The organism is Pseudomonas sp. C6002, assembly GCF_013385805.1.
Lineage (GTDB): Bacteria > Pseudomonadota > Gammaproteobacteria > Pseudomonadales > Pseudomonadaceae > Aquipseudomonas.
Map to the genome: position 1 here is coordinate 97,816 of NZ_JACAPH010000009.1, position 12,018 is coordinate 109,833.

At 62.0% G+C, this 12,018-nt stretch carries 9 protein-coding genes; 7 read left to right on the forward strand and 2 right to left on the reverse strand.

Going from position 1 to position 12,018, the window contains the following annotated elements:
- Positions 1-379: 379 nt before the first annotated feature.
- The 4 genes from HX817_RS04200 to HX817_RS04215 all read left to right on the forward strand — a co-directional run bounded on the left by HX817_RS04200 (position 380) and on the right by HX817_RS04215 (position 5,121).
- The gene (locus tag HX817_RS04200; RefSeq protein WP_177039840.1) at positions 380-2,437 is read left to right on the forward strand and encodes a methyl-accepting chemotaxis protein; all 2,058 of its coding nucleotides are present in this window, start codon (positions 380-382) and stop codon (positions 2,435-2,437) included.
- Positions 2,438-2,507: 70 nt separating this feature from the next.
- Positions 2,508-3,413, forward strand: coding sequence for a transcriptional regulator GcvA (gene gcvA / locus HX817_RS04205; RefSeq protein ID WP_087693730.1), 906 nt, complete (start codon positions 2,508-2,510; stop codon positions 3,411-3,413).
- A gap of 75 nt (positions 3,414-3,488) precedes the next feature.
- Positions 3,489-4,316, forward strand: a complete 828-nt coding sequence (locus HX817_RS04210) for a DMT family transporter (RefSeq protein WP_008434678.1) — start codon at positions 3,489-3,491, stop codon at positions 4,314-4,316.
- A 43-nt stretch (positions 4,317-4,359) separates the two neighbouring features.
- Positions 4,360-5,121 (forward strand): SDR family oxidoreductase, encoded by a 762-nt coding sequence (locus tag HX817_RS04215; protein WP_102368785.1) that lies wholly within the window; start codon positions 4,360-4,362, stop codon positions 5,119-5,121.
- A gap of 61 nt (positions 5,122-5,182) precedes the next feature.
- Here the strand turns inward: HX817_RS04215 and tkt are convergent, their stop codons facing one another.
- Complete coding sequence (gene tkt / locus HX817_RS04220; protein ID WP_177039841.1) at positions 5,183-7,243, reverse strand: transketolase; 2,061 nt, start codon at positions 7,241-7,243, stop codon at positions 5,183-5,185.
- Positions 7,244-7,432: 189 nt separating this feature from the next.
- Here tkt and HX817_RS04225 point away from each other — a divergent pair, with 189 nt between their 5' ends.
- A complete protein-coding gene (locus HX817_RS04225) occupies positions 7,433-7,672 on the forward strand; it encodes a DUF465 domain-containing protein (RefSeq protein WP_003215657.1) in 240 nt (79 codons plus the stop codon).
- Positions 7,673-7,797: 125 nt separating this feature from the next.
- Here the strand turns inward: HX817_RS04225 and HX817_RS04230 are convergent, their stop codons facing one another.
- On the reverse strand, positions 7,798-9,156 hold the full coding sequence (locus HX817_RS04230) for a VOC family protein (RefSeq protein WP_177039842.1): 1,359 nt from the start codon (positions 9,154-9,156) through the stop codon (positions 7,798-7,800).
- 38 nt (positions 9,157-9,194) lie between these two features.
- Here HX817_RS04230 and HX817_RS04235 point away from each other — a divergent pair, with 38 nt between their 5' ends.
- Both HX817_RS04235 and HX817_RS04240 read left to right on the forward strand, forming a co-directional pair.
- A complete protein-coding gene (locus HX817_RS04235) occupies positions 9,195-9,392 on the forward strand; it encodes a hypothetical protein (RefSeq protein WP_177022110.1) in 198 nt (65 codons plus the stop codon).
- Positions 9,352-11,988 (forward strand): glucosidase, encoded by a 2,637-nt coding sequence (locus tag HX817_RS04240; protein WP_177039843.1) that lies wholly within the window; start codon positions 9,352-9,354, stop codon positions 11,986-11,988. The genes HX817_RS04235 and HX817_RS04240 overlap by 41 nt, the downstream gene beginning before the upstream one ends.
- The last annotated feature ends 30 nt before the right edge of the window (positions 11,989-12,018 follow it).

The window sequence follows — 12,018 nt, forward strand, 5'->3', positions numbered from 1 at the left end:
CGAGGGAGCTTGCTCCCGCTGGGCTGCAAAGCAGCCCTGAACCCTGCAATCGATATCGACCTGACGGAACACCAGTGCCTGTTTTGGGGCCGCTTCGCAGCCCAGCGGGAGCAAGCTCCCTCGCCACAGGTTGTCGGCTGCCCTCACGCTTGCGGTATTGGTCAGACGGTTACCGTTCTGCCACCTGCGCTGAGTGCTTTCGCCCCATTTTCGCGCACGGCACAGCGTGTTTTGCACGACGTCCCGCCTATCCAGCGGGCCCGACAACAGCGGTCCGTTTCTTGCTAGAGCCAGCTTAATCAATGACATGGCATTTTGCCGTCAATCATTTCAAAGCTTGATTCGCTGTTGAGGCGAGTGGTTCTAGGAGTAGTCGGACATGCAAAGTGTGTTGTCGCCAGGTATCCGCCTGCTCGGACGTTTTGGATTCGCGCGCAAGTTCCAGATCCTTTTTTTCCTGTTCATGCTGCCCCTGGCGGGCAGCCTGTGGATGATCGCGCAGGAGTACCGCACCAAGCTGACGGTGATTTCCAATGAGCAATCCGGGGTACGCGAACTGTTGGCGCTGGATGCCCTGGACGCCCAACTGACCGCCCAGCGCAACCTGGCGGCGCGCTGGAAAGCTGCCGACATCCTCCACGACCAGACACCCGCGGCCAAGGCGGCCATGACTGCGGTCGATACCAATTTCCCGCTGATCCTGCAAAGCGTGCTGGCCCTGGGCGAGGCCCTCAAAGCCCAGAACGCCCGCCCGGATACCCTTGCACGTTTTGAGGCATTGCAAGCCTCGGTCACGGGCATGGATTCCCAATCCCTGCGCACCGTGGGCTGGTGGCCGGATGGTTATGACCGCTTCACGTCTGCGCTGAGCGCGATGCAAACCCTGCGCGAACAGATCACCATGGACACCGGGTTGATCCTCGATCCGTGGCTTGAAACCTATTTGCTGATGCAGATTTCCACCCAGCAAACCCCCGACCTGATCGAGCGTATCGGGCGTATGGCGAGCGTCGGGCAGTCATCCATCGCATCGGGGCAGTTCACCCTGCAAAGCCGTTTGCAGATGCGTGATTTGCGCGGTCGCATCGGCGATGCAAGGGACCAGTTGGTCAAGGCCGCCGCATCCCTCAAGGCCAAGCAATACCCGGGGCTGCAAACCTGGATCGCGCAATACGACGACAGCTTGCAACTGCTGGACAACGAGCTGAAGACCCTGGACGAAGGCGTGTTCGGCGGCACCATCAAGCTCGATACCACCGGCTTCGAACGCAGTGTGGATGGCATGCTCGGTACCCTCGGCGCGTTGCGTAAACAGTCGCTGACCTCGCTGGACGCGCGCCTGGGTTACTACCGCGACAGCTCGCTCAAGCAATTCATCCCGGTGGCGGTGACGTTCAGCGTGCTGGCGCTGGCAGCCCTGTACCTGTTCGTGTGCTTGCAGGCATCGATTCGCCGGAGTGCCAGCGGCATCACCACCCTGGCCGAATCCCTGCGCGACGGTAATCTGTGCGTTGAAGTGGCGGTGGAAGGGCGCGATGAACTGGCGGCCATCAGCACGGCGCTCAACGTGGCGGTGGTGCAGTTGCGCACCAGCCTGCTGGGGGTCAATCACGAGACGCAGCAGTTGGGCTCTGCGGTGCTGACACTCAATTCGCAATCGGGCAGCACGCTGACCGAAGTGGAAGACCAGCAACAGCAGATCAGCCAGATTGCAGCGGCCGCCACACAGTTGGCCGCGACCTCCATGGGCGTCGCCAAGAGCTGCGAGCAGGCCTCCGGCAGCGCGCAGAAAACCCGGCAGATTGCCGAAGACAGCAGCCGCGACAGCCAGCGCACCACCGCGAGTATCCAGCAACTCAACCAGCGCTTGACCGACACCTCCGATGCATTGGAGCGCGTCAGCCAGCAGGGCCAGCAGATCCAGTCGGTGGTTGACACCATTCGGGGTATCGCCGAGCAGACCAACCTGCTGGCGCTGAACGCTGCCATCGAGGCTGCGCGGGCTGGTGAACAGGGGCGGGGTTTTGCGGTGGTGGCCGATGAGGTGCGCAGCCTCTCGCAACGGACCCAGGCCTCCACGGCGCAGATCGCCGGCACGGTGGACAGTTTGCGCGCGACGGTGAGCCAGGCGGTCACCCTGATGGGCGTGGCCTGTGAGCAGGCGGTGACCGATGCCGAGTCCGTCACGGGCCTGGGCCATCGCCTGGGGGAGATCGCCAGCGCGGTGCAGAGCGTCACTGACACCCTGGCGCAGATCGCCACGGCGGTTGAGGAACAGGCAGCGACGGCGGATGAAGTGAGCGGCAATATCCAGCAGGTTGACCAGGCCGCCGGGCGCTTGCTCGACGGCGCGCGGGCGGTGAACCAGGCGGCGGATAGGTTGAGCAAGGGCAGCCGGGCGTTGAGCGACAACACGGCGCGGTTCCAGCTGGGTTGAGGGGCGGCCTACAGCGCAATGGATAGATGTTCTATCATGAGCATCTATTCATAAGCGGTGAAGCAATGCCATGAGAGACCTGCCACCCACCTCGACATTGCGCGCCTTTGAGGTTGCCACACGCCACGCAACCTTCACCTCGGCTTCAGAAGAGTTGCATGTCACCCAGAGTGCCGTCAGCCATCAGCTCAAGCACCTTGAAGAACTCTGGGGGTTGCAGTTGTTCCAGCGGGGCAAGTCACTCAGCCTGACGCCTGCCGGAGCAGCCCTTGCGCCGATCGTGCGCGAGTTTTTCATGAACCTTGAGGCGACACTCGCGGACCTGCGCGAGCAAAAGGGCAGGGTCCGGCTCAAGGTCAGTACCACCTATTCCTTCGCGCTGAAATGGCTGCTGCCCCGATTGCCGAGCCTGGCCCAACGGCACCCTGAAATATTGGTCACCCTGGACTCCAGCGACAAGATCATCAACTTTTCAAGCGCGGAGGCTGATGTTGCGATCCGCCTGGGCAACGGGAATTACCCGGCGCTGTATTCGGAGTTCCTGTTCCGCGAGCAGATTTTTCCGGTGGCCAGTCCCGATCTGTTGAAACGCTTTGGCCGGCCACACACACCCGCCGAATTGCTGCGCTATCCCTTGCTGATGCGCGACGGCGCCGACCTGGTGCCGAAGTGGGAAGTCTGGTTCCAGCACGTAGGGCTGGCGATTGCGCCGCTCAAGGAAAGTGTCAGGTTTGCGGACACCAACATGACGATCGAGGCGGCTTTGCTCGGCCAGGGCATTGCATTGGCGCGCAGTGGGCATGTGGAGTCAGAGCTGAGCGATGGCAGCCTGGTGAGGCTGTTCGATGTGCCGTTCCCGTCACCGGTCGCTTATTACTTTGTCTGCCCCAAAGGCATCGAGTCCCAGCCGCATATCGTCAGCTTTCGTGATTGGCTGATGCAGGAAGCCGTAAACGCCGGACTGGCTTACGAATAAAGCATGAGGATTTGCTCATTCTTCAATGAGCAGACTTCGCTTCAGTTAAGGCGCCGGTTTGCTTAGGATGGGCGCATGCCTTATCCCATTATTCTCCTGGTCCTCTTCGCTGCCTTACTGCACGCCAGTTGGAATGCGCTGCTGCGTGGCGGCGCCGACCGGCTCTGGTCGATGACGGTGATGTGCCTGGCGGTCGCTATCGCCAGTGGCGGCGTTGCGGTGTTCCTGGACCCTCCGGCGCCAGCCAGCTGGTTTTATGTGGTGCTGTCAGCGGTGCTGCACGTGGGCTACAACCTGTTCCTGGTGCGCAGCTACAAAGTCGGAGACCTGGGGCAGACCTACCCGATTTCACGGGGCTCCTCGCCGGTGCTGATCACTTTGGGTGCCGCCGTGTTTGCCGGGGAGAGTGTCTCGGCCAGCTCGCTTCTGGGCATTGCCCTGGTGTCGGGCGGCATCATTTCCCTGGCGTTCAGGGGGCGCCGGCTCGCCGTTCCCAGCCTGCCATACGCCCTGGGCACCGGCTGTTTCATTGCCGCCTACAGCGTGACAGACGGCATCGGCGCGCGCCTGTCGGGTGCGCCGATGGCCTACACGGTATGGATGTGCGCCTTGTGGGGCGTGTTGATGCCGGCGGTGTATATCGGCCTGCGGGGCCCGAAAAGTCTGTTCAGCCTGCGGCCCGGGTTTTTCACGGCCTTCGCCGGTGGGCTGGTGTCGCTCCTGGCCTACGGAATCATTATCTATGCCATGGCCGGTGCGCCCATGGGCGCGGTCTCGGCCTTGCGCGAGACCAGCGTGCTGTTTGCGGCACTGATCGGCTATTTCTTCCTGGGCGAGACACTGACGGTCCGCAAGGTGCTGGCGTGCGTGGTGATTGCCACCGGCACCATCCTGATCGGCTGACAGCAGGCAAAGCATTTTCCACCACCACATGAAGGTTCGCGCAATGGATACCGTCCCGCAGGCACCGCTGATTCTGATAACAGGTGGAAGTCGTGGCGTTGGCGCCGCCACCGCGCGGCTGGCCGCCGCACAAGGTTATGACGTGGCGATCAGCTTCGTTTCCGATGAGTCTGCCGCCCTCGCGGTGGTGGCGGATGTAGAAGCGGCAGGGCGCCGGGCGTTGGCCGTACGCGCGGACAGCGCAGACCCGGAGCAGGTCGTCCAGTTATTTGCGGCGATAGATCGGGCGTTCGGGCGCATCGATGTGCTGGTTAACAACGCCGGGATCAACGCATTGCAGTCCCGGGTCGAAGACTTGCCGTTCGAGCGGATGCAGCGGATTTTCGCGGTCAACGCGATCGGGCCGATGCTGTGTGCCCAGCAAGCGGTGAAGCGCATGTCGTTTCGTCACCAGGGGCGGGGTGGTGCCGTGATCAATATCTCGTCGGCATCCGCCCGGCTGGGCAGCCCCAACGAATATGTCGACTACGCCGCATCAAAGGGGGCTCTCGAGACCTTCACCATCGGGTTTGCCAAGGAAGTGGCCAGGGAGGGAATACGCGTCAACTGCATCCGCCCGGGGCATATCTACACCGACATTCACGCCAGTGGCGGGGAGCCAGGGCGGGTTGATCGCGTAAAGGATTCGATCCCCATGGGCCGCGGCGGTCAGCCTGAAGAAGTGGCTCGGGCGATCCTGTGGCTGGCAGGCGCCGAGGCGTCCTTCATCACCGGTACGTTCCTGGACGTCACCGGCGGGAAATGAGCAGCAGGGCGTGGCACCGAGGTTTCCCTCGGTAGGCCACGCCCGGCATGCGTGCACTGGGTCAGCTGTTGAGCCTGACTTGCTCCTTCGCCAGCTTCACCACATTGTCCAGGGTAAAGCCGAACTTGGCCTGCAACTTGGACAGCGGTGCCGAGGCGCCAAAGCTGTTCATCACCACCTTGGCCCCGGTTTGCCCCACGTAGCGATCCCAACCCAACGGGCCGGCCTGTTCCACCACCAGTCGTGCCTTCACTGCGGGTGGCAGCACGCTGTCGCGGTAGGCCTGGTCCTGTTCTTCGAACAGTTCCCAGCTCGGCATCGACACCACTTGCGCCGCCACGCCTTCAGTCTTCAGTTGCTCATAGGCTTCCACCGCCAGGCTGACTTCACTGCCGGTGGCCATCAGGATCACCTGGGGCTTATCGGCGCCGGCCAGCACATAAGCACCACGGGATGTACCCGTCGCCGCTGCGTATTTCGTGCGGTCCAGGGTCGGCAGGTTCTGCCGCGATAGCACCACGCAGGTCGGCCGATGGGTCTGGGCCAGGGCGATCTTCCAGGCTTCCAGGGTTTCATTCGCGTCGCCCGGGCGCAGGGTCAGCAAACCCGGGGTGGCCCGCAGTTGGGTCAGGTGTTCGATGGGCTGGTGAGTGGGGCCGTCTTCGCCGACACCAATCGAGTCATGGGTAAACACGAACACCACCGGCAGCTCCATGATTGCCGCGAGGCGAATCGGCGGCTTCATGTAATCGCTGAACACCAGGAAGGTCGAGGTGTAGGGCCGCAGGTACGACAGCGCCATGCCGTTGGCAATCGCGCCCATGGCATGTTCACGAATACCGAAGTGCAGGTTGCGCCCGCCGTAGTTCTCGGCGCTGAAGCGCCCGGCGTCGTCGAACGTCAGGTTGGTCTTGGTGGACGGCGACAAGTCGGCCGAGCCCCCCAGCAGCCACGGGATCTGCTTGGCAAACGCATTCAACACCTCGCCCCCGGCGGCACGGCTGGCGACGCCTTTGGCATCAGTGGCAAAGCTCGGCAGTTGCTCCTGCCAATGCTCGGGCATCTCGCCGGCACGCATGCGGCGCAGTTCATCGGCCAGTTCGGGTTCGTACTGTTCGAGGTGGGACAGGGTCTCAGTCCATTGCTCATACAGCGGCTTGCTGCGCTTGAGCAGTGCATCCCGCAGGACCGTGCGCGCTTCATCCGGCACCAGGAAGCTTGAGTCTTCGGGCCAGCCGTACGCGGCTTTGGTCAGGCGGATTTCTTCATCGCCCAAAGGCTCGCCATGGGCCGACGCGGTGTTGTGCTTGTGGGGCGAGCCATAGCCAATCACGCTGTCGACCACGATCAGCGTCGGTGCCCCAGTGTTTTTCTGGAAGGTGCTAAGCGCGTCGCTCAAAGCCAGCAGGTTGTTTGCATCGGTGACGTGCAAGGTGTGCCAGCCATAGGCCTGGAAACGCTTGATCACGTCTTCGCTGAAGGCCAGTTCAGTGTGGCCTTCGATGCTGATGGTGTTGTTGTCGTAGATCCAGCACAGGTTCTCCAGCTTCAAGTGCCCGGCGATGGACGCGGCTTCGCTGCTGATGCCTTCCATCATGTCGCCGTCGCCGCACAGGGTGTAGACGTTGTAGTCGAACAGCACCTGGTCGTCACGGTTGAAACGCTTGGCCAGCCAACGCTCGGCCATGGCCATGCCGACGCTGTTGGCGCACCCCTGGCCGAGGGGGCCGGTGGTGGTTTCCACACCGGTAGTCATGCGGTATTCGGGGTGGCCGGGGGTTTTGGAGCTCATCTGCCGGAACTGCTTGATGTCATCCAGGCTGATGGCCGGCTGGCCGGAGCGCTTGCCGTGGGCGTCAATCTCCACCACGCCCGCCAGGTGCAACAGCGAATACAACAGCATCGAGGCATGGCCCACCGACAATACGAAACGGTCACGGTTGGGCCAGTCGGGGTGCTCGGGGTGATAGCGCAGGAAGCGGCTCCACAAGGTGTAACCGACGGGCGCCAGGCCCATGGGCGTGCCGGGGTGGCCGGAGTTGGCCTTCTGCACAGCGTCCATGGCGAGGGTACGAAGGGTGTTGATGCACTGGGTGTCGACAGCGTTGGCAGCGTGATTCATGGAACCTGTTCTCCATCGGGTGACGATCTACAGTGGAGGGCAGCGTGCGCCAAAGGTTTTATGAAATCGTCTGCCCCGCGACGAACGGGGACGCAAACGCGACAGGTTGATCTCAAACATGACAAGAGCCCGCCGGATGGGCTAGCTTCAAGGGGCATTCAGTCAATGATCAACTTGCGGAGGTACTCCATGCCAGTGAAACACGACCTGTATCAGGACCTGGGTTTGAGCAAGGAAGCTATTCATGAACGCAGGGCGAGCGATAACCGATTGGATTCGCTGCTCCACCAATACGACAGCGCCGACAAGGAGGTGCTGGAGCTTGAGTCCTCAAGCGGCGGTGACGAGGAGCTGGAGAAGCTGAAGAAGAAACGCCTGTTGATCAAAGACAAGATCGTCGAGCAACTGGAGAAAGCGACGGCCAAGTAGAAGATTTGTTCAGAATTGCCCGAAAGACAGCAGCACCGCCGCTGCCTATCATGCCAACCGTTCGCCCGGCACTGGGGCTCTTAGACGGCGCATGGAATGCGCTGTGGCCGGGCGAACTCTCTCTTTCAAGCCAGCAGCGCGCGCTTGCATTCGTCAATCGAGCGCTGCTGGGTTTCACCGTACAACTTCAACTCGTCGATAGTCTGGCGACCCAGGGCCTTTTCAAACTCGGCCTGGTTGGAGTTGGCCGCGTAGTGACTCTGCGCCGCATCCCCCAGGTTCGACTGGAAAATCCCCGCCGCACTCACCGGCAGAAAATCTTCGTACACCAACGGCTCCACGTCCACGTGGCCGGCGGCGATCAGTTCGTCCAGGGTTTTAACTTTGTCCTGGGCGGCCAAGCCTTTCTCGGTTACGAAGTAGCGGAAGTACGCCAGCTCCTGTTCGCGCATCTCGCGGTGATTGTCGGGGAACGCCTGGAAGTGTTGCTCCATCAATTCGGTGTAGCGCCCGGCATTGGCCTCATTCGGAAACGCGCCCAATTCATCCCGTGCAGCATTCAGCAGTTGGTCGTACAGCGCGCGACCCTTGGGCGTCAGCGCCACGCCACGTTGTTCGATTTCGCCGAAGCGCGCGCTGTGGCTGCCCTTGGCATCGGTAAAGGCGATTGCCTCGTCGAGGGCCTTGAAGCTGGTCTGGCGCAGCAGTATCGGGCACTGGCGGCGGGGCGGGCCTTCGATCACCGCCTTGGGGGTGATGCCTTTGCCGGGCATTGCGGCCTGCACCTGGTCAATGTCCAGGGTGCGCGGTGTCAGGTGGTTGATGTGCGGGCCCTTGAAGGCGACCACGTCGGCGATCAGCCGGTGCTGGTCGCTCAGTTGCTGGTATTGCGCGGCAGTGACGGTGGCGGTGTGGTGCCAGCGGAAGGTTTCCAGGGCTTGCTGGATAAACTCTTCGGCATGGGCGGCATCGAGGCCGCCGTCGGCTTCGGCTTGTTGGATCAGCTCAAGGGCGCGTGGGGTGAAGATCGAACGCTTGGCCAGGGCTGACTGGGCGAAGGCCCGCAGTTCCGGGTTTTCGATCAGTTCCAGGCGCAGCAGCGAAGTGAACACTCGGAACGGGCTGGTTTGCAGGGCGCTTTCATGCACGGCGCGAAAGGCGGTGGAGTGCACCGGTACCCCGGCCGGCGTGAGGTCGTAATAGCCCACCGGCTGCATGCCCATCACCGCAAACAGGCGGCTGATGGTCGCCAGTTCTTCAGCGGTGCCCAGGCGGATGGCGCCGTGGCGCTCCCTGTCCAGGCGCTGGATTTCCCCGGTGCGTTGCAGTTGATGAGCCAGCCCCGCGTCGGTGTCGAGCACGTGGGCATTGGTCTCGGCCACCAGTTCCATCAACGCTCCGTACAGCGGCACTTCATCGCGGTACATATCGGACATGGCTTTGGAGAAGCCTTTGCGAATCTCGTCAGGGCTGACGGTGGGCATAGAAAAATTCCTGGCGGCTATAGAGAGGAAAAGCACGGATGCCTGATTTTGTTGGGCCTGCCGGCGCCTTGCAAACGAAGATTCCTCTGGACTTCATTCTGCAAATGAATGAGCTGGATGACGTCAGCTTCACGTGCATCTCACCGTCGAAGGGCTCTACACTGGCCGTCACCTCTGAACGCGACGGAAGACTCGATGACGGCACAGCCTGCGACGAACATTCTGGAAACGATTGAAGGCCAGCGCCTGGCCAAGCCTGACGGCGAGCGCTGGCGTGACTGGGGCCCCTACCTGAGCGAGCGGCAATGGGGCACGGTGCGCGAAGACTACAGCGCCGACGGCGATGCCTGGCGCTACTTCCCCCACGAACATGCCCGCAGCCGCGCCTACCGCTGGGGCGAGGATGGCCTGGCGGGCTTCAGCGACAAGGCCCAGCGCTGGTGCCTGGGCCTGGCGCTGTGGAACGAGCGCGACGCGATTATCAAGGAACGCCTGTTCGGCCTGAACAACGCCGAGGGCAACCACGGCGAAGACGTCAAGGAATTGTACTTTTTCGTCGATGGCGTGCCGAGCCATGCCTACATGCGCACGCTCTACAAATACCCTCACGCGGCCTTTCCCTACGATGACCTGATCACCGAGAACGCCCGCCGTGGCCTTGGAGATGCCGAATACGAGATCCTCGATACCGGGGTTTTCGAAGACAACCGCTATTGCGATGTCACCGTCGAATACGCCAAGCACCAGCCCGATGATGTGTTCATGCGCATTACCGTGCACAACCGTTCAGACCAACCCACACGCCTGCAGGTGTTGCCGCACCTGTGGGCGCGCAACGACTGGAGTTGGACCCACGATGCCCCCAAGCCTGAATTGCGCCTGGAGGGCGAACAGGTGGTGGCGCGGCACCATGAGCTGTTCGATCGCCACCTCAGTGCCTGGGGCCAGGACGGGGTGGAATGGCTGTTCTGCGAGAACGAAACCAACTACCCCAGGCTGGACGGGCAACCGGCGCCGGGGCCGTTCAAGGACGGGATCAACGACTATGTGACCACGGGCCTGGAATCGGCGATTCGCCGGGATTCGGGCACGAAAGTGGCCGCGCGTTTCATCCTGGAACTGGCGGGCCAGGAAAGCAAAACCCTGTACCTGCGCTTCGCCCCGGCGGAGGCGCCGTGGATCAATGCGCGCAAGCTGTTCGAAGAACGCCGTCAGGAGACTGATGATTTCTACGCGGCGCTGCAGCAGGGCATCGCCGATGAAGACGCACGCAATGTGCAGCGCCAGGCCCTGGCCGGGTTGCTGTGGTCCAAGCAGCTGTACTACTTCGACGTGAATCAATGGCTCGACGGCGACCCGGCCCAGCCCGCGCCGCCGCCCGAGCGTTTGCATATCCGCAATACCCATTGGCGGCACTTGTCGAATTTCGACATTCTCTCGATGCCCGACACCTGGGAATATCCGTGGTATGCCTCCTGGGACCAGGGGTTCCAGGCGGTGGCCGTTGCCCTGATCGACCCCGGTTATGCCAAGCAGCAACTGTTGCTGTTGGTGAAAGACCGCTTCATGCACCCCAACGGTCAGTTGCCGGCCTACGAGTGGCGTTTCGACGACGCCAACCCGCCGGTGCATGCCTGGGCCAGTTGGCGGGTGTATCAGCAGGACAAGGCGCTGAATGGCGTGGGCGACATGGATTTCCTGGAGCGGATCTTCCACAAGCTGCTGCTGAATTTTTCCTGGTGGGTCAACCGCAAGGACGCCGAGGGCCGCAACCTGTTCCAGGGTGGGTTTCTCGGGCTGGACAACATTGCGCTGTTTGATCGCTCGGCTGATTTGCCGCCGGGTTATCAGTTGGACCAGGCGGACGGCACAGCGTGGGTTGCGGCGTACGCGCTGGACCTGATGCGTATCGGCCTGGAATTGGCCAAACGCAACGTGGTGTATGTGGATATCGCGGTGAAGTTCTTTGAGCACTTCCTGTATATCGCCGGGGCGATCAACCGCGTTGACGATGGCGCCGAAGGCTTATGGGATGAGCAGGATCAGTTTTTCTATGACGTGCTGCATCGTCCGGGCGGTGAAAGTGAGCCGGTGCGGCTGCGTTCTATCGTCGGCCTGATGCCGCTGTTTGCGGTGCTGGTGCTGGAGCAGCGCGAGCATGAAGGGCTGGAGGGGCTGCGCGAGCGGTTGCTGGGGTTTATGAAGCATCGGCCGGACCTGGCCAAGTTGGTGTCGCGCTGGAACGAGCCGGGGCAGGGGAATCGGCTGTTGCTGGCGTTGTTGCGGGGTGAGCGAACCAAGGATTTGCTGCGGCGCATGCTGGATGAGTCTGAGTTTCTCTCGACGTTTGGTGTGCGGTCGCTGTCGAAAGCGTTTGCCGAAGAGCCGCTGGCGCTGAAGATGAATGGCAATACGCTGTGTGCCCGTTATGAGCCGGCAGAGTCGGATTCGCGGTTGTATGGGGGTAACTCCAACTGGCGTGGGCCCTTGTGGATGCCGGTCAATTACATGCTGATTGAGTCGCTGCGGGAGTTTCATCGGTACTACGCGGATAATTTCTCGGTGGAGTATCCGGCGGGGAGTGGGTATCTGGCGTCGCTGGAGGAGGTTGCCGATGGGCTCAGTCAGCGGTTGACGCGTTTGTTTCTGAGGGATGAGAACGGTTCAAGGCCGTCGATGGTGGGGTATGCACAGTTGGAGGCGGACCCGGCGAGCCGCGACCTGGTGTTGTTCCATGAGTATTTTCATGGCGAGACCGGGCGGGGGTTGGGAGCTTCGCATCAGACAGGGTGGAGTGCGTTGGTGGCGCTGTTGTTGCAGCCAAAAACCTGAAAACAGCACAATCAAAATGTGGGAGCGGGC